The organism is Pseudoalteromonas nanhaiensis (genome assembly GCF_051235485.1).
GTDB lineage: Bacteria > Pseudomonadota > Gammaproteobacteria > Enterobacterales > Alteromonadaceae > Pseudoalteromonas > Pseudoalteromonas lipolytica_C.
This window is the reverse complement of sequence record NZ_JBPNYQ010000009.1, coordinates 108,348-129,704: the sequence shown is the minus strand read 5'-3', so window position 1 is coordinate 129,704 and position 21,357 is coordinate 108,348. Positions and strand designations below refer to the sequence as shown.

Below are 21,357 nucleotides of genomic sequence, written 5' to 3'. Positions count from 1 at the left end.
TATGACCGCAATGTGAAACTTAAATTAATGATTTCCTTCTTCAATGAGGGTTTCTTGGGTCACCTTAGCAATGTCTTTGTCTTCTTTGGTTAATTGTGTTCGTTGCCAACGACCTGCTGCGAACCATAAATAAGTAATAATTGCCACAAGTACATTAGTAATAGCAAACGAATACCATATGCCCTGTGGTCCCAGTGAGGTATGTTTAGACAAAATATACGCCGCTGGAAATTGAATAACACATTGCGAGAGCAGTGACACAATCATCGCATTGAGCATGTTTCCTGAAGCCCTAAATGCAGCAACAACACAAAGCTGCACGCCTATTCCGCCCCAAGTTAAGCACATGACGCGAATGAACTCAGCGCCACCAGCAATAACAGACTCATCATCAGGAATGAAAAAAGCCACCAAGTATTCAGCAAATACATAAGCTAAAATGCCCACTAATGTCAGGCCTAACAGCCCCCAAAGCGCGGCTAAACGTGTTATTTGTGCTGCACGCTGTGGGTTTCCTGCTCCCATGTTTTGACCAACCAAGGTAGAAACGGCCATTGAAAGACCCATTGCCGGGATCATCACCATTTGCAAAATATTAGAGCCAACACCATAAGAGGCAATGGTGTGCGTACCAAAGCTGGCAACCAAAAACGACATAATAATTAACCCAAAGGCTCTTGCAGAGAGTTCAACCGAGCCAGGAGCCCCTAAAAAGAACGCTTGTTTCATATATTGCCAATCTGGTTTGAAGCTAGAGAGTTTAAGTTGAATGCCGTGACGGCCTCGCAAAAATACCCAAACGCCAATTAATGCCGCTAAACTTTGCGTAATGAGAGTGGCTAATGCAGCCCCCATTACGCCAAAACCAGAGAAATCACCAAATCCAAAAATCAGTAAAGGGTCGAGCACAAAATTGAGTAAAACAGTACCGCTAACAATATACAGTGGCACCTTAGTTTGCCCGGTGCCACGCATTAAAGCCTGAAACATGGCATAAATAAACACAAACACAACACCAATGAAAGACACATGCATAAACTTAAGCGCATCACCAAACACTTGCTCTTCAACGCCTAATAAAGTCAAAAAGTAAGGCGATAACACATAACCTATTAAACCAAGTATGGTTGCGGTAATTGTCACCATTAACATGGTTTGAGCAGCAACATGGTTTACCTTATCTTGCTGGCCAGCTCCCATATATTGAGCAGATAAAATGGCTCCCGCCATTGCCAATCCTGAGCCAATAGCAATAACTAAAAAAGTAACCGGCATACTGACAGAAACGGCAGCTACTTGCTCTGCCCCCAAGCGCCCTACCCAAAAAGCATCGGTAAACTGATAAGCAGACTGCAAAATATTAATTAAGATGATCGGGATACCTAATTTAAGTAACGCTTTTGAAATCGAGCCATGAAGAAATAAATGCTGGGGAGCAGCCATGAAACACACCTAATAAACTAATAACATCGTTAGTTTAACAGCCGCAACTGAATATAAAGTCAATGAGAGTCAATCTTTTTTTCGCTGTACCCGTTTAAAAACTTAATCTAAATCAATAAATGGCCTCACTTAGTTCAAACATTTTTGAAACTTTGATCTAGAACAGGTTTTGTCCCCTCCAACTTAGTAATAATAGCCTCAACCAAATAAGACAAGTAGTTCGCGGAGAACAACATGAAAACCAAATTAAGCATTGCATTACTTACTTCACTATTAGCACTCTCTCCTGTTGCAAACGCAAACTTAAGCGTGAACGTGGGTGCTATTAACGTAAACCCTGACAACGATAGCTCAAAAATCAATGAGGCTCCGGCACTAGGCTTACGCGCAGATGATGACACGCAATTAGGTATTACTATAGATTATGCACTAGACGATAACTGGGTGCTTGAGTTAGTTGCTGCAACGCCATTTAGTCATGATGTTCAAGGTGCTGGTGGCTTAGCTGGTAATAAGATTGCTAAAATTAAACACTTACCACCAACTTTCTTAGCACAATATCACTTTTTTGATGCAACCTATAAATTCCGTCCATTTGTAGGTGTAGGCGTAAACTATACAGTTTTCTTTGATGAAGAGCCTTCAGCTGCTCTAAAAGCAACATTAGGTACTGACGACGTAGAAGTCAAACTAGACGACTCATTTGGCTTTGCAGCTCAAGCTGGTTTCAACTACATGATGAGTGAAAACTGGGGTCTACATGGCATGGTTTCACTTATTGATATCGATACAGATGCAACTGTATATGCTGGCGGCTCAAAAGCATTAACATCAACTGTAGAAATTGACCCTGTCGTTGCTATGTTTGGTATTAAATACAAATTCTAACTTTCATTTTGTGAAAGCCCATACGCACAAAAAGGCCATTAAATGGCCTTTTTTATTTGTTCCCACTCTAGAAAAACCTGCAACACGAACTTGATTCTCGCTCAGGTTCAACCAACTAACCAATTTAGACTACACTATAAAAATAACCCATTTCTTTTTATTGGTTTTTATTTTTTGTTTATTTAACCGTTACTTATTTTACTGTTTTTCATTGCAATATCTGAATTTTCAGAGCCAAAGACGTGTTGTTCCTATTTGCTCGCGATTATAAAATGGTTGTAATAATTTTGACCTATCTAAAATAAATTAGGTGGCAGCTCGAGGTGTTAATTGAAAGTAATTGTCAATTCGTTAGTGTTGATTCTTTGCACAGCTCTAATCTCGTGCAAAGTAAAAGATCCTAGTGAAGATAAACCGCAACAACAAAAGCAAGATACAATTAGTGATCGTGAAGCGCTAATTGCGGGCACCGCTGACATCGTATTTACTATTACCAATGAAAATCAAATACCTCTTAACAATGTGAGCGTTGACGTTGCAGGTCAAGAGTACCTATCCGATGAAAATGGACGTGTTTCTATTAGCAACCTCTCTTTTGGTAATCACGCTGTTTTTATTGCACAATCAGGTTATTTCCCAAAGGCAGGTATTTTAGTAAACCAACCTAACTCTGTAACCTCACACATCCAATTAGAAACACAATCAGCAAATTCAAAAAGCTTGTTATTTGCTGGTGATACAATGTTTGGTCGACGCTTCCTAGACCCCAATTTAGAGACAATGGGTACATCTGTACCTAATGTTAACACTGCGCTCATTCGACCTGACTCAGCCCGCGAAGATAGTATCGCCATAACCACAGAAGTTGCAGCGCTCTTTAAAGCTGCTGACTTTTCATCGGTTAATCTTGAGTCACCTATTACGACAATGCCAACAACAGTTCATCCGACTAAAGAATTCAGCTTTTTCTCTTTGCCTGAATCACTGCAAAGCCTTACTGAAATTGGTATTGATTATGTTGGCCTTGGTAATAATCACATCTATGACTATTTGCAGAATGGCCTTGAAGATACACTCCTTGAAGTGTCAAATGCAGGGTTCCTAAATAGCGGTGCGGGTTTAAGTGAAACTGACGCTTTTAAAACTGTCGAGCATAACCTTGATAATGTTAATTTAGTGCTCTTTGCTGCAACTTCAATTACCGGAAAAGAACATCAATATACCTACGTTGCTGACACCAATAAAGGTGGGGCTGCTGATTTAACAAATTCAGCGGCAGTCAAAGCTGCACTTGAACAGTTAGATCCTACTGACTTTGTCATTGCACAAATGCATGGTGGTGATGAATACTCGTATACTCCATCACCTTATATAGGTAGCCGATTTGAAGTTCTTTCTTCACAAAATACTGATCTACTAATTGGTCATCACCCACACATTGCCCAAGGCTTTGCTGTATTTAATGAAATACCAGCCATATTGGGCTTGGGTAACTTTGTATTTGACCAACCCAGACTTGATACCTTATTAGGCCTTGCAGTTATGCTGGACCTTGATACGCAAAGCCAAAAAATCACTCGTGGTTTTGCTTATCCTATTTATTTAGAAGACTATAAACCTCGATTCACCACTGGTTTTTTAAGTCACTATTTATTGAGAAGAATCGCCGAACTTTCTGATGACAATATTACGCTTGTTCCCCGAGAAAGCTACGCTGAAATATATTTTGCTGCAAATCAAGCAACAAAAAATACTCAGCAAGTGACTATCAACATTGATGCCACCACTGACATCATAGACTTGAGACAATATTCACCATCATCTGCTGCTTACGTTTCATCCATAGACGTTAATAGTGGTTCTTTAGATACGCTTTTAGTGGGCCGAGATATTATGGTCTTTGGCGATTTTGAAGATTGGGATAACGACGCAGACACCTTTGAAGTTAGTCGATGGGATCATAGCAGTGAAAGTGTGTTGCCTTGCACTGATAAGCCATTCAATGGTTTGCAAGCTCTGTGCTCAACCCGAGATAAGTTTGACAACACTCCCTCTATTATTCCATTTAGACACACTATGCGGGTTATGGAGTTAACCGACGAAACAGGTGCACTAGAGTTAAGTAAAGACTTTTCGTTGCTGACCTATTTGCAATCTGAAAATGGTGGTCAGCTTGAGGCCTTGCTTACTTATACAACAGAAATTGATGACCTTACCTTTGCAGAAAACCAAATTCCCGTTAGCGTAGGAGGTAATCAACCATGGCATGTTTTTAGCCATGACTTTAGTTTACCTTCTGATGAGTTAACACTTGGGCCTAAAAAATTACCGCCTCGTGGCGTAAAACTACAATTTAGGCACTATCCACCCAATACAGGAGAAGCGATCACGCGTCTAGATGATGTCGCAATGATCAGCTGGCAACAAAGTATCAACCTAGAAAACGGACAATGGAAGACCGATAAAATGCACGGTTTTGACTTTTTAAAAGTCAACTCAAGTAGTGAAGTGAGCTTAACGCTGACATTCACTGTACTTGATTAAGGAGGAATTGTGGTTGTATTACAACAATTGTTGCGATTAACGCAACAAAGAGCCTTTTGGTTTACTGTTTGCTTATTTGCAATTGTGATTATCAGTAACCTGCTGAATTTATTTCAAGCAAGTAATGCCTTTTTATATAAAAAAATAGAATCTCTCAGTAACACTCAGCAAACAAATGTAGTGCTTATCACCAGTCAAAACCTTAGTGCTAACCATTCACAATTAGTCACCCAGCTTACAGAGTACCAGCCAAAAGCAATCATTGTTTTAGCAGATGAACCTTTAGCACCTGTAGACAATGAGCGTGTTTTCTACCCTTATTCGCAAAGTAAGTACTGTGTGCCAAATGTAGAGATTTGGGCAACATATCAAATGCGTATTCCAGCAGCGACTAACCTTGAGTGTGAAAGTGTGTGGCAAGCTGTTTTTGGTTATAAGCACGAAAAATCAAGACTGATTAACTTTAAATTGGCAGTTTCTGCGCTACCTAAATTTACAGCTAAGCGAGTTCTTGGCTTTGATGTGATGAGTGAGCAACTCGAAAATAAAGTGATTATTGTCGGTCAGCAATCAGCTGAATTTAATGTGCTGATACATGCCCCTAAATTAGAAGGGCTTAATGACCCCTTACTTCTTTTTGCTTATATCGCTGATAGTCTAGAAAAAAACAGCACAATAAATGAGCTTAATTTTGTTATCTCGATAGTACTTGCGCTGATACTGGTATTTGTCCTACTGTTTTTCTTTCAAAAAATGTCGATTAGTTATTCATTTCTAGTCGCACTAAGCATAACTATCATTTGGTGTTGCGCTGGCTATTTTTTAGTGAACTTTGCAAAGTTATTTATCCCTATCGGCCAATACATCATTCTGACCTTTGTCACATTATTTTGGGTTGTGGTGGCGAGGAAGATTTCTGAAGATAAAGAGCTTACAACTGATGTAAATAACATTCAGCAAATGATGATGGGCCGTTATATTCCGCAAAGCTTTATAGAGCACCCTTCTCCATGGGATCCCATAATACAATTAATTAGCCAACAGTTAGATCTAGAAAAATCAATTTTTTTAGCTCGAAAAGAAGACGACCATCGCGTCGTTGAAATTCGGGCTATCAACTGCCAACTTGATGATATTCAAGAAATGAGACGTGACTATCAGCGAACGCCTTATAGTAATGCGTTAAAGTCATTGGGTATCGTAAAGATCAGCCGTCCATTTTTTAAGCAAATCATTGAGGGTGAAATCGAGTTTATCGCACCACTGGTATATGCAGGAGATGTCCGTGGGTTTTGGGCTTTATCAATTATTCCTAATCATAACTTTAACCAACAAGCCTTTGAGCAAAACGTTAATAAATTTGCAGCTCAGGTTGCTGAACTACTATTCCATTACCATATTTTCAAAACAACACAGGCTAAAAACCGTACCTTATTAAACAGGCTACTCACCTTTAAGCTGCACGAGCCTATTAGCCAAAAGGTAAAAAGCTCCCTGAACGAAATGGAGCAAAAGCTTACTACCTTAGAGATGGTTTTTAACCACACAAGCCCAGCAACTGTGCTTTTTAATTTGTTTGGTCAAGTTATTCAAACCAATGCATCTTTAGAGCGTTTTGCTAAGCAGCATCAAATAGCTATTTTTGAAACCACTGCGCTTGATTTGCTGTGTAAAAGTTGTGAGCTTGATATTGAGATTGCAAAGGGTAAATTACGTTACATTACACTTAATAAAGCGACCGTTGAGCTTCCTGCTAAACTTGGTGCACATCATTACACTCTAATTATTAGAGCGCTTCATTCAGATAACTCGCAAACTGCATCAGGTGCACCTTTTCAAGTATCTGGAATTTTATTTGAGTTTATAGCAAATACTCCTGAAATAACTTCGGAGGCTAAACTTTAATGGATTTCGTTTTAGCGCTTTTTCCTGCAGGTAGTGGACTGGGCCAATCAGTAATAACAACTGTTTGGGTCGGCACGGCTGTAGTGTGCCTACTGAATTTGCGCTTTGGTTTTCCACTCACAGGCCTTGTTGTACCTGGTTACATTGTGCCACTTTTGATAATAAGCCCCACCTCTGCCGCGGTGATTATTATAGAAGCAATTGTTGTGTTTGGGGTTATGCGCTTTAGTGCAAATTACTTGATGGAGCGTTTTGGCTACAGTGAAATGTTTGGCAGGGACCGTTTTTTTGCCATCATCCTAATTAGTATTTTAGTTCGTGTTTGTATGGATACCCTGTTTTGGCCAATTATTGCAGATCAGTTGAGCCAATGGGATATCACTTTCGATTATGCATCACAACTTTATTCTTTGGGTCTTATCATCATCGCACTAACTGCCAATGTAATGTGGAATGGTGGCTTTAAGTACGGCCTGAAAGTAACTTTCATTCAGTTGTTCATTACCTATATTTTAGTACGATTTGTACTCATGCCATTTACCAATTTTAGTATCGCTAACTTAGGTATTATGTATGAAGCTGTTGCCGCATCAATCATTGCAGCACCAAAAGCCTATATTATTTTAGTTATTACCGCTTTTTTAGCTTCCAGAGCAAATTTAAAATATGGTTGGGAGTTCAATGGTATCATGCTACCAGCCCTATTAGCTTTGCAGCTTACCCAACCAAGTAAGATTTTAACCTCATTCATTGAAACTGCTGTTATCTTAGCCGTTGGCGGCTCTCTCATCCATTTCACTCGCCTAAAACATGCACATATCGAAGGTGCTAGATTATTGATGTTATTTTTTACTATAGGCTTTATCTTTAAGCTTATTTTAAACTATATCGTCGTTTGGTTTTTTCCAACGGTAAAAGTAACCGACACTTTTGCATTTGGTTACATGCTAGCCACCTTACTTGCCCTAAAGATCTATCAAAAAAATGCGTTAGGCCTTGTGCTAAGAGCCACTTTTCAAACATCTGTTGTAGGTGGAAGCCTTGCTATTATTGTTGGCTTTTTAGTAATGCTTATCCCATCTTTACTAACAAAACAAAATATTGACCCTGAAGCAGAACAGTTGCAAGTCATCACGCTCAATCAGCAAGTGAGTCAATACAAAAGCTACTTATATACTACTCGTTCTAATAAGGTAACCGTAAGTAGCTACAAAGCCAGTCAGGCAGTCTCTGATTTCAAATATGCGGTTTATCAGTTAAATGAAGCGATTAAAAGTAAGCAAAAAATAGGTCATCTAAGCGCTTTATTTAACTCTATCGGGTTTAAACTTGTTAGTGATGAAAACTATGTATACCTAATAGATATTGTTGAGAATCAGCAACGCGGTTTATTTGTGATTAACAAAACGCCACAAACGCCACTCATGATCACAGTTCCGTATCCTATCACTGAAAATCTTGCTAGCGACTCAGCAGCCCTTATTTTTCAGCATCTAAAAAGTAAAGCTTTAGTGTTTGGGGCAACAAAAACGCCTCAAATAACATTAGCAAAGGAAAACCAGCAAAGCCCTTTTTACCAAGCATTTATTAACGCATTAGAGGCGCAAGAATTATTGCAAGTTCGTGAATCTAACCGCTACACCGCAGCTTTACTAAAAAGCACGCCTGCTGAAGTTAAAAGCCAGTATTGGATCTTTAATCGACTTCCGCCCTCTATAAGCCAACGCGAAATGCATGAGTTTATCGGCAGTGAAGCCACTTATTTTGGTAAGGCAACAGCGAGTAGCTTACCTTCGAGTAGTTTTAAAGGGTCTATGCTAGAAGTCTTTCTTAATGGAGATAATTACACCAACATATTGGCGTATATATACCGTGAAAATTACCGTTATAGCAATTTAAAACTTAACATAATCAATGAAGAAATGGTCAAAATTGTCGAAGATTTCTCATCGTATATAAGTAGTAAAGGCAGTCTCAATTATCAACCACTGACACACAGCCAAGTTGCGCTTTGGGAATTTGAAGTACTGACACCACTATATAGATTGATACAGCAAATCGGCAATGCCTCACTGAACGAGGATATTTTAAATCACCTGAAGCAGATAAATGGCACTGCAGAGTTACTTAACTATCAGTTACAACTAGTACAGAATAATAGTGGCCGATATTTACTATTAAGTCCCTTACAAAATAATGAAGCAATGGATCTTGGCCAAGGCCTGTATGCGTTTACGCTTAGCAAACATGAAGCAATAAGTTTAAGCGTGCCAAGACCTGTTTTTGAAGGAAATACTCTTAGTTTTGCCAGCCAACTTTTTACGACTTCAAATGCCGCTAACTTATTAATTGCAGGAGCACACCCATATGCTCACCCGAAGGCTAATGTACTTGCTGCAGACAACGTCGATTCATTATTCAATATCGTCCATCAAAGCTATTCGCGTTTTAAAGCACAACAACCGAGCTTAAATATCCAAATTCGCAGCCATAGTGCTCCGTCATGGATCCGCCCTAATGCAATTGCATTTTCAAATACTCAGGTAAGTGACGTTGCTGCCCCTTTAATGGAAAAGCTAACCAAAGACTTAAGCATTTTAGGTGTTAATTACCAAGTAGTAACAGGCCAAAAAGCCACTCGGGGACTTGAGATTGGTAGCTCACCGCAATATGGCTATCAACAGTTTAATGCAAACAGCGAGCTCGCTACTTTATGGATAGCCTCAGACTTTAAAGAACAGTTTTCAATGGATCAAGATAGTTTGCTTATGCGCCTTCTTGCGATTTCTACTTATCCAACAGTCACCACTATTAACCTAGCCACTTTATCTCCTTCTAACTGGTTAACGTTACCTGACAGCGATAAACAAATTATCTTTAGAAAAATTAATCAATATACCGCCGATAAGCAAATTGCTGTACTGAAAACAATATGTTCAGAGCTTAATGAGTGCGTATTACAAACCATAAAATTAGAAAATTTAGATAAATTCGCACTGATGATCAAGCAGCACAATAGTCTAGTCGCTATATATAATCCGGCGAGCAATCAATTGATCGATGTGGATGTTTTCAACAAAATGATGGGGGGAGGCTTTGATGTATCTAATTAAACGCTTCTTCGCAATCTTAGTTCTTATCATTGTATTGTTAACAGCCTTATTTACTTGGAATAGCTTTTTAATTTGGCTAGATTCTGCTGAGCCAGTTAACCCCCAAACCAGTAAAGAAACTCGCTCAAAAGTACAGTGGCTTAGTAGCACAAAACCACTGACTTATACATTTTCAAATCAGCGAACACATTCACTTAGGATCTTATCAAACGCCGTATTTGATCAATCTGTCACTCTTGAACAGCCGGTAAATTACGCCATCAAATACACTCTTTATAATGACAAGAAAGAGGTGATTGTAGATAAAGTTTATCACCACGCTTCAAAGTTAGTTAATAACAGTCAAGATCAACAAATTAAGCAAATCATTGAAAATAAGCAGTCTTTGAATGTGGCTTCTGGGCAATCATTTTACCTACCCATTAAACATTACCCACAAGCGAAAAGCTTAGCACTTACACTTATTCCTGAAGAAAAGACAATTCAAGGAGTGGTAGTTCGAGTGCATGCTAAAACACCTGACCAAAACGTTGATCCACTCAATAGTTGGCTAAAACGCCCCGTCGATAGACGTAAACGTGCAACTGATTACCTCACGATGGGTGAAAATACCTTAACAAATACTGAAATAACGAATGCAATGGCGTTTTGGTGGCAAAAAATAGCGCCACAAGGTATTCCTGGAATCGACTTTAAATCAGATATTCTTTATGAAAGCTTACCGTATAATGTACTAACCTATGATTTTAGTCAGCAACAGCATAGTCTTGCTGCTTACTATACCAAACATGGTTTATGCGCCAGTATCACATTAGACAATAGTGATCGTTTAAATTTCACTGTTAGTAATGACCAAGAGACTCCGTCATTAATCTGGTATGACAAACTTCAGTTTGAAGCACCAAAAGTTATAAATTACACGCTAACAGATAAAGAAAACACATATCAAACTCAGCCTCTTGAGCCGGGATTAATTACAATTTGCAGTGAGCAAGAGCTGCTAACCCAATGGCGAACTGAATCTGGTACCGCTATTTTAACAAGTTATGCTGGTAGTTACCTGATTAATGCGCAAGAGCACGTAGAGTTCGATGTTGTGCCATTAAGCCATTTGAACCTTGAGCTCAGGGCTCTCGAAACGAGTCAATTAAATATTTCTCTATACGATGAAAACCAAATCCAAATAGATCGTTACTCTATTACGATCAAAGGTGAAATTTCTGGCTTTGATCGATTAATAGCAAACAACACTCAAAGACAAGCAGTAGGTATGCTGACCCCCTACTACCTTCGTACTGGGAAAGAGACAAAATATGTAAAAATTACGGCTAATAACGATGTGTATGTGCGATTGAAATCAAGACTCGCGAGTTTTCATTATCAACGCCGAATTGCACACCAGCCAATTCTTACTGAGTCTACTAATGGCTTTTATGATATTGCAGCATGGTATGAACAAAAAGCACGTAATCACTATGACTTATCGCAACGTGATCTATTTGTAAATATTCGTACATTTGCTCCGCCTCCAGATGTTGAGCAAACTACAACTTATTACCAATCTAAAGAGCTTTTCAATCTGTTACCACTATCAAATGTGGCTCTTGGGTTAAGCCCGAACCGTTATTATGAGGAACAGCAACCTGCAGAGGAGTTTAATTTTGGACTCTATGATAAAAATCAGGCTATTCCCTCTGCTAGCTCAAATGATAACCGCTTAATCTCTCGATTAAATAGTAACAGTGCAAAAGAGCTTAAAACTGATGACATCTCATTTGCTGATCAACAGCAGTTAGTTAACGAAGCCAGTGTAATTTATCAAAATTGGTATGGTCATCGCCCATGGGTAAAACAGCGCCTTTATCAATTGGTTAAAAATAAGCCAGTGAAGCTATCATATGATAAAAAGAAACGTCCAATTAGCATTGTTTTTAAAGTATTTCGTGCCCAAAGCAATGAACCTGTAACTTTAAACATTTCGCATTCTGCAAAATACAAGCTTGGGCTTACAAGTGAATACAGTATTGCGAAGCAAAGTTTCCAACTTCACAACTCTGAATTATTAAAGTCTTTTTTGATCCACCCTAAAAAAAGTCAAATAACGAGTTATCCGAGCGTTACACTCAATCTAGCTAATGATATAGAGACACTGCTGTATGTGACTTTAAGTTCTTCAGAAACAATTTGGTTGTCTATACTTGAAGAGTACCCAATGCAGGAGCAAAAAGTAAGGTGGTGGAATAATGAACTTTAACTTTATTATTGTTTTTGCATTATTATTTACTCCGTTAACAAGTGTTGATAGTGATTTTGAGCAACTCACATTAACCTTGCATGCTTGGCTCAATAACCAAGATGAAGTCCCTAAGCACTTTACTTTTAGCGAGGGTGTGTTGTATGCCAAGAAATCTTTAATTTCAGGTGGCGAAATACATTTTAAGCCAAAAGGTAAACCCTGTATTTCTTATGCACCGCATAGATATTTTGACAAGCATACTTTACTAATTGCTAAAGCTCTGTTTAGTGAGTGCCAAGTTTTGTTGACGAATACTAAGCATAGAAGCAGCCGCGACCTCCAAGGTAAAATTATAGACTTTAGTCAATACCAAAATAGCAGTAGTAATGCCTTCATTCTGGCATACGGTAAAATCGTTGAAACATTTTCAATTTATCAAATCCATGGATTTGCAAAGGAAAAGCGCACTACAGAGCAAGGACGAAAAGCAGATATCATCATCAGCGAAGGCCATTTACATGCATCGCACCGCAGCTTACACATCTCTAAATGCCTGAATTCTAAACTTGATGTAAATGCCCTAGTTTATGGGCAGGATGTATATGAACTAGGAGGTACACAAAACATTCTTAATTCGCTAGGTCCTGTGAATAGTCACTTTTTCCATATCGAGTTAAGTCGCGAACTACGAGAGCGCTTAATTACCAATAACTTACTTTTAAAGCAGTTTAGCCAATGCCTTATTTCATAATCGCTTTTATAACACTTACGCTGCTAGCCTTCAAACCTGCTCATGCTGAACAGCAAGAGCATGCAGTACTTCAGCCGCCGATTTGGTTAAAAACTTCACCTAAATTAGATGTGCTGGCAACGACACAAAAGATACAAGTTGATTCTTTTGAACACCAATATTTATGGCTACCTGAAGGGCATTGGTTGGAGATCAACTCAGAACTGTTAGATAAGTTCATTATGAGTGTAGGCAACACACAATATATTCAGCAACGGATACAACTGGAACGAGACTTACTGTGTTCTAATAAACGCTGCCAACTTCCGGCCTTAGGCCACAACCGTATTGTGGCAATTCAAAACCGTCAGGATGAACAGGCTGAGTTTTCAGCTTTAGTTGGCCACTATCAAACAAAAATTGATAGCTTTAAACGCACATTAAAACTTGCCAAACCTTCAATATTACTCTCTTCAAGGCAAGGCAGTGAACGTTTTTATAAATTCGATAAAGGCGAAGAAGTTACTCTTTACTTCCCTGATGCTAAAAAAATTAAGCTTTCTGTTAGAAAAAATATGCAATCACTGGAGCGCCACGGCGCTGTGTATGCCTATGTTGATGAAGTACTCACAGCAAAAGTAAACATCATTAATAACCAAGCTCTTGAATATCAAGATCAACAAGTAGGTCTGGTTAATAGTGACTATTTAGCCATTAATGCAGGGCAATATTTAACGATAAGAAGCCACACAGATGCTTACGTAAAAATAACACAAAGCCATCGAGCTATATTCGATGACACAACAGCTAACAAAACCAAGGAAAAGTCGCTGCTACCTTACTGGTTAAAAACCGCTAATGACGCGATGGAATCAGTTTACAATAAATATTCCCTCAACGTTTTTAGTGATGACGTATTTACGCACAATGAGCCTTTGGCTGTAAAACGCCATTATGACTTGCTTTCTTTAATGTCTACTCAGACTCTACTAAAAGGCAGCAGCGTAGTGCATGCCTCTACATCATCAAAAAGTGTTCTAATCACTGAGCTTGAAGAACAACGATTAGTTGATGATCAGTTTTATCCTCGCATTAATAAGCAAGTTAGGGATATTACATCACTTTCTCAAGTCCCCCTTCGTTATGACTTATCGAGTCAAAAACGTGCAACCCCTTGGCTTACATTTGTAGCTCGAAGCGATGAAGATAGTCAGTTAAAACTGACAGCTGGTGGCATGAGCTGGTTAATAAATATCAAGGCAACACAACATTACCAAACGATTAGTGTGTCAGTTCCTGTAAACCACAAAACCATGACAATTCAAAAAACTACTGACGACGTTCCCGTTATTGAGTTTGCAGTTTATGCTCGAACACTCACTGATTTTCCTAGTAACGAAGTACTCTACTTACAACCTGGAGCTCTTGATCAGAACAGCCCTATCACAGCTCAACTGGTAACTAACCACTTAAGAAAGTTATATAGTGACTATCTTGCGATGATACAACCCTATGCGCCAGCAAGGAGAAAAGTTAAGTTACTAAATTGGCAGCAATCTATGCTAACCGCTAAGGATTTAGCTAAATCGGCACCATTAGATGCACTTGCCTTTTTAAAACCATTAACGCAAAACCCCGATCCATCAGTCGCAGAGCAAGCATGGCAAGTTAAAATAGATATTTTACGTGAACAACACCAGTTTCATCTTGCTACGAGTTATTTAGAAGGACTATATAAAAGTACGCAACAAAAGGAATTGCAACAGTTTGCATTAAGATCGCTATTAGAAACTTATCAAGCCGAACAGCAAGAGCTTAAACTGTTTGCGCTATGTGCTGGTAACCTAAATATATTAAGCGAGTGCAGAAATATACTGATCGAACTTGCAACTAAGCAACAGAAAAACCGACTTGCGCTTTGGCTTGCACATCAAGCAGAAGAATCTCAGATTGCCGAACAAAGTTATACGGCTCTAAACTACCATAGTTTGAGCTCTACAATAAAAGCCGAAAATAAACAGTATGAATTACTATCTGGTGCGCAAGAAACATTAATAAATTCACAAGGGAAGTTGCAAAACACCGTACTCTCTCAACATATGCCTTGGCAATATACAGCATTAGAACCAGTCCACCTGAGCATAAGTGCACGGACTGAAGCCAAGCAAAATGGCGAGTATCAAACCGCATGGTTAATGGCTGATAGTGAATACCAGCATAAATTAATACCAATCTTTAGTGATATACCTTCAAACACATTGGTCGTTGAAAGCCAACAGGCAGCCTCTGTTTCTTCAACGATGATCGTTAGTCTGCAAGCTGGAGAAACACTTAATTTATCAGCAGATCAGAAGACCTTTCTAGATGTCAAAGATATCACTGATTCGTTATTTACACGATTTGAGTATTATTCTGATGCTACGAACAAAGTAATCACAGGCGATATTATGTCGCTAATTTATGCCTATGATGCAACACAACGTGAGCTGTTAATTAATGGCCTATATTTATTATCTAAAAAGCGTTTAAACAATAATGAATACACGCAACTATTACAGCGGATCGCTACAATACCCGCCTCCGCTTCATTGACCTTTTTACAAAATAGAATAGAAAGTTTTGGTCACTGGCAACCTCTAGATAGCCTTGTAGATTATGCTGGTACACGCCTTTTCGATATCCAAAGTTCTGCACAAACTAGCTTTGCTGATAGGTTTAACCAATTCAAAACGCATTTAAAAAATAATGAAGGATTATTGATTCGACCATTCCACACACTTTACATAGATTTAGCCCAAACAGAGGGAGAACAAATTCGTTTCGTATTTAGTTTTTCTACTGCAGAGCTGGCTCAAGCTAATGTGGCAAACTTATCTATAAAACTCGCTAACAATTTAAAAATATGGTCAGTTACCGAGCAGCAGAGCATTCCTTTTACATTTAACAAACAAGAGCTAGATAATAACATTATTGCCCTTCACTGGCTTAATCCCTATTTATCTCAGCAACTAAAAGTTGAAGCACAACAATATATTGCAGGTCGTTGGAGAAAGTTAGATTTACCCACAACCATGCTATTTTATTCTGTAGTCCCTAACACACCACTAGTGGCAACGTTGAATGCAGATCGCTTGATTAAATTAGAGAAAATGAATAACTACAGTCGTAACGAACGTCAATTTTTCCACCCAGCAGGAAAAATTGAAGTCAAAGCCGCTGAGCTTGAGCATGTACGCCTTTATACATGGGAACTGAGTGATCTTAACAATAAGATTTCAGAGTTTACTCAAGCGCAAATTCCTTTGCCAGACTTAGTCACTTATCAAGCACCTGAGCAGCAAAAAATAGTAAGTGAGCAAACATCATTTCAAAGTGATGATTTAAATTGGCAAGCTTTCATTCTTTACGATCAACAAGAAATATTTCAGAGCGCTGAAAATATCCCAACGCGACGAGACATTGATGTTGGTGCTCGCTTACGTATTAACGACGAAAACAATTGGTATCAATTAGAAGGCTATTATTCATTTAGTGAAAACCAGACAGACATAATGGCGCTTAATGGCTATTATTCATGGCAAGATGATACAACCCCCTGGTATGCGGGTGCGCAACTTCAAAGCCGCTGGCAACCAGGTCATGATGGCTTTGACAGTCAATATGCTCTTGATGGCAGCCTTTATGTTGGGCAAAAATGGCAACGTGACTCAACACATCGCCATCAATGGCAACTGTCACCATTTATTCGCTATAGCAGCGCTGATTTAAACGATTATCTCCGTGACGACTTACTTAATTCAAGAGTGTTCAATTTTTATCGTGAAAACCATGCATCTGGTTGGCAGGGATTTTATCAATACCGCTATCAACCTTGGGTCGACAATTATTTAAATTTTAGTGTTTCATCCAGTTCAAATGATGATTGGACAAGCCTAGATTATTTACGCTTCAACACAAGCTGGAACCAATATTATCATGACCATATTTTCCAACTCGGCATTGATAGTTATTACCGCTTTAAGGATGAAAATCGTGCTACAGCCACTTGGCAATACATCACACAATTTGCTTGGCAAACGCAAATTAATTTAGGTGATTTCTCGCATGGTTGGCTAAAGGTTCGATTACAACAGGATTGGGTATGGGATAACCACAATATAAGTATCGAATTTTCATCAGGTAATAATCAGCATACAGGTTTTGCCCCTTTTGCACATGATGAAATTATATTCCCAACACTTCAGTTAAATCATTTGCTAGAGCACAGTGACTATGAGTAGTAACGGACTTACAAAACGCCTTGAAAATTTGCTTTTCGCAGATATTGCCAGTTTCTGGTTAGATTTATACCGTCAAAAATACCGCGAACTCGTAGATGAATTAAGTCAATGGGAGCTAATCAAGGATCAGCCTGAAGATTATGACGAAGATGACTGGCTATTACTGCAAGCCATTGCATTTTTAACTCATAAAATAGATACCTTACAAAATCAATTGACCAAGCTTGATAGCGATCACAGACGCTTTATTGAACGTTTAAATCATGCTGAGTTAAAAGCGGAAAGACAATTTCATATTTTAGACTATGCAGCAGCGCTTGGCGCAAGCAAATTGCAACTGCAAAAGGATCAAGAGGCATTTCAACGTTGGTTTGATGAAGGAGCCATCGTAAACCGATACCAAGATAAAGTCTCTGAGCTTGAGCAATCATTGAAATTCTTAATAGGTAAACTAGGTGATCTAACTAATCGTTATTTACGCATTCACTCGGGAGAAATAACTAAATCATGGTTAACACTTAACTTAGAAAGTTTCTTTTTAGGTTTATTAGAAAAAACTGAGAATGAAGCAATTCGTAACTCTATTTTTCGCGCTCTTGCCAACCAAGTTAATTTAATTAGTGAATATGTCGGCGAAACTAAGTTCGATTCCAATCTTGTTGAGCTACTACTGTTTTCTCTTGAGAAGCAATCAACACCTCATGCCGCTAAAGTAGATATTTTAGAGATCCTGATCAATTTAAGACCCACTTTTACCCGCTATTTTATGCGTTCACAAATTGATTTAGATGTCTTGCCAAATGCTAAAGTAGAACGACAACATTTGTTTCTACTGACATCTTTTTCAAAAATTATATGTAAACAACCAAAATTAAATGAGGCTAATTATAAATTACTAATCTTGCTTGCAAAACACGCCTATCCCCGTGTAAGACAGAGTGTTATTGAACAATGCCCACTATTACAGTGGCCTTTTGCTATCAAGCTTTTAATAGTTCGCTTACAAAAAGAAACTCAACAAGCTGTAAGGCTGACACTCATCAAGCAATTAACGGATCCTCGTTTTACCGAAGAGCTACAATCGTTTCATATATGGCGCCAACAGTTAAAAAAAGTACAAAGCTTTGCAGAAAAACGATTGCTGTTGGAGCTTACGCCACGGATCATGTTTAATTTACAAGTTGAATGTGAAGAGCAAAATCAAGCAGATATATTATTTAAGTCATTTATTAATGTATTAAATAAACAACTTGAGAATGAACAAAGTATTGCCGTCAGACGCGTTATTACCCGTGTTCGAGAGCAGTTAGTCAGCTTTATGTATCAGCAACAAGTTGCTGAGATCGAATTTAATTTAAACTCTCATTTAGATATAAATTTAAGCTCGAAGGAGATAGAGCAAGATTTACTTGGCCGACTTTTAAGCAAACAAGCACAAAATAATGAAGCCTTCAACGTAAAAGAAAAAAGTAAAAGCTATCTAATAACAAGGGGATATAAGCGTGGTTTCCGCTTTTGGCGGCTCTGGCACGAATTTAGAAACCCAAGCACAGGAAAACGCCAAAGTTTTAATCATACACAAGCTAGAAAGCCAAGTGCATTTATGCACGTCCCGAGCTGCACTGTTGCAGAGATCAGCAAAACAGAAGTGCCTGGCGAGCCTCGCTTCGATAATAAACAGTTCAGCGCTCGACCACACTTACCCATGCTTGATTTTTTATTAAGTATTTTGTCGCAGGATAACTTAAAAACACCTGCAAAATCATTTACACCTGATGGTATTTTAGTTATCACGCCACCCTCTAACATACTCAAACGTATGTATGCGTATAGTTGGATTTCATTCAACTTTGAAAAATTAGATGATCTACGAAATGGTTCAGAGGTTGAACAGCGAGATTTCTTAGATCTCATAAGAAGTAAAGGTTTTGTACTTGAATTTCAGCAATATGGGTCTGTTCTTGATGCAGAGTTTCCAGTGGAATCAAGTATTGCCAACTTATATAAGAAACTATCTATAACGCCTTTTTTATTCAATATGTGGGCAAGTTTTAAAGAGTATGCCTATTCACTTTATCAAAATAGTATTGGCCAATTAATCTTTTTTGTTTTGGCTTTTTCTACATACTTTTGGGCGCGCCATATTAGGATAAGTAAACAAATAAAATCGGATAGAGCAAAGATCCCCGTTTCAATCGGTGGCTGGGGCACCCGGGGTAAATCAGGAACTGAACGCTTAAAAGCTGCATTATTTAGTAGTTTAACCTTAAAAGTAATAAGTAAAACAACAGGTTGTGAAGCTACACTTATTTATGCAAGAGCAAGTGGAGAGCAGTTCGAAATTCCATTGTTCAGACCTTTTGATAAAGCGAGTATTTGGGAACAAAGTGATGTACTTCATTTTGCAACAAACGTGAAAGCTGATGTATTTCTTTGGGAATGTATGGGGTTAACCCCACGTTACGTGAAAATTTTAAGAAACTGGATGAATGATAATTTCTCTACGATTACCAATGCTTATCCAGACCATGAGGATATTTTAGGGCCAACAGGAATAGATGTCGCAAATGAAACAAGTCATTTTATTGGTGAAAATAGCCTAGTATTCACCAGCGAACAAAATATGGCTCCAATTCTTGACTTAAATGCGAAACAAAAGAACTCAAATTTAATTCAAGTACATTGGGCTGATAGCTTACAAATAACAGAGGACATACGCTCTCTTTATCCATACCAAGAGCACCCTGCCAACATCGCACTGGTTTGTAAAATGGCTGAGCATATAGGCTTAAATAAAGACTATGTATTTAAAGAAACATCAGCACGAATTGTTCCAGATATAGGTGTATTACAACATTTTGCCAAAGCACCAATTGCAACAATAAGCCAATCATTCGTAAATAGCATGTCCGCAAACGAGCGATTAGCAACATTAGAAAATTGGCAACGTCTCAATATATATCAATTAAACGACGATCCTAAAACTCAGGTCATCGCACTAATTAACAACCGTAATGATCGTGTTGCACGTTCAAAGGTATTTGCCTCAATATTAAGCAATGATCTCCGCTTTGACCGAATCGTAGTGATTGGTAGCAATGTAGATGGATTTTATAGCTATTTTTTAGATGCGCTCACAGAGAGAGTCGATAAGTTAATTGAAATTAATGATATTGAAAACTTAGAGACACTACTAGAGCAATTTAACCTACTCACAGGCTCACAAGTAAAGGCGCGGCTAAGTAGTGCTTATGGCAGCATGATAGCAGAAAACCTTCTCACCCTAAGCGAAGGAAGTGTCAATAAGTCTTGTATAAAAGAAATCACCGGAGACATTTCATCTCAAGAAATCGCGACTATTCTCTATACCCTGCGCCACTACTATCAGCGTATAGCTTTAGACTCTTTAAAGTGTGATATGCAAAAGTACAGGGATGAGATAAAAGAGCGATTAATTTTAATCACAAAGTCAAAAGTTACTCTACTTGACGACAGCAACATATCCGCAGATGAGATAACCAAAGCTATTGCAAACCTAGCTTTACCGAATACCCATCAAGTGATTGTGGGCATGCAAAATATTAAGGGAGCGGGATTAAATTACGTATACGCTTGGCAACAGTGGCAAAAGGTATCTCAAACTATAACAAAAATGCTGAGCAAACATTGCTCTGCAAAAGAATTTAGAACGGCATTAACAAACTTAAATATGATTGTATCATTTAATTTATTAGAAATAGATTATTTAAAGCAAAACTTAGTTACTCTTAAGAAAAGCCAGCTTGCACAAAATGAGTTTTGCCAAGCTGAAATAACTGCTCTTCAAGAGAAAATTTCTAGCGATAATACGTCAGTAAACGAAGAGAATTCGCAACCTCGTGCACTTCGTTATTTAAATCAAATGATCGAATCATTTTTAGATGCAGGTGCTGCTGTTAAGCGTAAAAAGCGAGCCATTCAAATTTATGATGATATTGCTGAAAAACGCATAACATTAGAAAAAGCGATAAAATTACTTAGTGAGATGAATCGAAACCAAAGCTCAGGGTGGTTTACTAAGAAATCGAAATAAGACTAACTTTATGTCGATTATATTAAAACAATATAAAACTTAATTATTTAAAATTTAAACAAGAGCAAAACGCACATTAAAAATCAGAATTTTCCTATTAAATTAAGAAATATAAAACTATCATAAACTTAGATTAGAAAACCCTG

The 21,357-nt window shown here is 38.2% G+C and carries 9 protein-coding genes; 8 read left to right on the top strand and 1 reads right to left on the bottom strand.

Annotated elements, in window-relative coordinates:
• Positions 1 to 24 precede the first annotated feature (24 nt).
• Positions 25 to 1,443, bottom strand: a complete 1,419-nt coding sequence (locus ACSFVZ_RS10290; protein WP_435558790.1) for an MATE family efflux transporter — start codon at positions 1,441 to 1,443, stop codon at positions 25 to 27.
• Positions 1,444 to 1,677: 234 nt separating this feature from the next.
• On the opposite strand from ACSFVZ_RS10290, the gene ACSFVZ_RS10285 reads away from it, so the two are divergent.
• From ACSFVZ_RS10285 to ACSFVZ_RS10250, 8 genes are all read left to right on the top strand, one after another.
• Complete coding sequence (locus tag ACSFVZ_RS10285) at positions 1,678 to 2,331, top strand: OmpW/AlkL family protein (protein WP_135925623.1); 654 nt, start codon at positions 1,678 to 1,680, stop codon at positions 2,329 to 2,331.
• A 330-nt stretch (positions 2,332 to 2,661) separates the two neighbouring features.
• Positions 2,662 to 4,875, top strand: coding sequence for a CapA family protein (locus ACSFVZ_RS10280; protein WP_435558789.1), 2,214 nt, complete (start codon positions 2,662 to 2,664; stop codon positions 4,873 to 4,875).
• 9 nt (positions 4,876 to 4,884) lie between these two features.
• Positions 4,885 to 6,780 carry a hypothetical protein gene (locus ACSFVZ_RS10275; RefSeq protein ID WP_435558788.1) on the top strand — a complete coding sequence of 632 codons (1,896 nt, stop codon included), beginning with the start codon at positions 4,885 to 4,887 and terminating at the stop codon, positions 6,778 to 6,780.
• Positions 6,780 to 9,893, top strand: a complete 3,114-nt coding sequence (locus ACSFVZ_RS10270; protein ID WP_435558787.1) for a poly-gamma-glutamate biosynthesis protein PgsC/CapC — start codon at positions 6,780 to 6,782, stop codon at positions 9,891 to 9,893. Before ACSFVZ_RS10275 ends, ACSFVZ_RS10270 begins: the two co-directional genes overlap by 1 nt.
• Positions 9,880 to 12,147, top strand: a complete 2,268-nt coding sequence (locus ACSFVZ_RS10265; protein WP_435558786.1) for a hypothetical protein — start codon at positions 9,880 to 9,882, stop codon at positions 12,145 to 12,147. Before ACSFVZ_RS10270 ends, ACSFVZ_RS10265 begins: the two co-directional genes overlap by 14 nt.
• Positions 12,137 to 12,880 carry a hypothetical protein gene (locus ACSFVZ_RS10260; RefSeq protein ID WP_435558785.1) on the top strand — a complete coding sequence of 248 codons (744 nt, stop codon included), beginning with the start codon at positions 12,137 to 12,139 and terminating at the stop codon, positions 12,878 to 12,880. Before ACSFVZ_RS10265 ends, ACSFVZ_RS10260 begins: the two co-directional genes overlap by 11 nt.
• A complete protein-coding gene (locus ACSFVZ_RS10255) occupies positions 12,865 to 17,139 on the top strand; it encodes a hypothetical protein (RefSeq protein ID WP_435558784.1) in 4,275 nt (1,424 codons plus the stop codon). The genes ACSFVZ_RS10260 and ACSFVZ_RS10255 overlap by 16 nt, the downstream gene beginning before the upstream one ends.
• Positions 17,132 to 21,211, top strand: coding sequence for a poly-gamma-glutamate synthase PgsB (locus ACSFVZ_RS10250; RefSeq protein ID WP_435558783.1), 4,080 nt, complete (start codon positions 17,132 to 17,134; stop codon positions 21,209 to 21,211). Before ACSFVZ_RS10255 ends, ACSFVZ_RS10250 begins: the two co-directional genes overlap by 8 nt.
• Positions 21,212 to 21,357 lie beyond the last annotated feature (146 nt).

Bases quoted from the DNA above. Each gene is read 5' to 3' on its own strand.
- ACSFVZ_RS10290 (WP_435558790.1), bottom strand. From the start codon at position 1,443: ATGGCTGCTCCCCAGCATTTATTTCTTCATGGCTCGATTTCAAAAGCG.
- ACSFVZ_RS10285 (WP_135925623.1), top strand. From the start codon at position 1,678: ATGAAAACCAAATTAAGCATTGCATTACTTACTTCACTATTAGCACTC.
- ACSFVZ_RS10270 (WP_435558787.1), top strand. From the start codon at position 6,780: ATGGATTTCGTTTTAGCGCTTTTTCCTGCAGGTAGTGGACTGGGCCAA.
- ACSFVZ_RS10265 (WP_435558786.1), top strand. From the start codon at position 9,880: ATGTATCTAATTAAACGCTTCTTCGCAATCTTAGTTCTTATCATTGTA.
- ACSFVZ_RS10260 (WP_435558785.1), top strand. From the start codon at position 12,137: ATGAACTTTAACTTTATTATTGTTTTTGCATTATTATTTACTCCGTTA.
- ACSFVZ_RS10255 (WP_435558784.1), top strand. From the start codon at position 12,865: ATGCCTTATTTCATAATCGCTTTTATAACACTTACGCTGCTAGCCTTC.
- ACSFVZ_RS10250 (WP_435558783.1), top strand. From the start codon at position 17,132: ATGAGTAGTAACGGACTTACAAAACGCCTTGAAAATTTGCTTTTCGCA.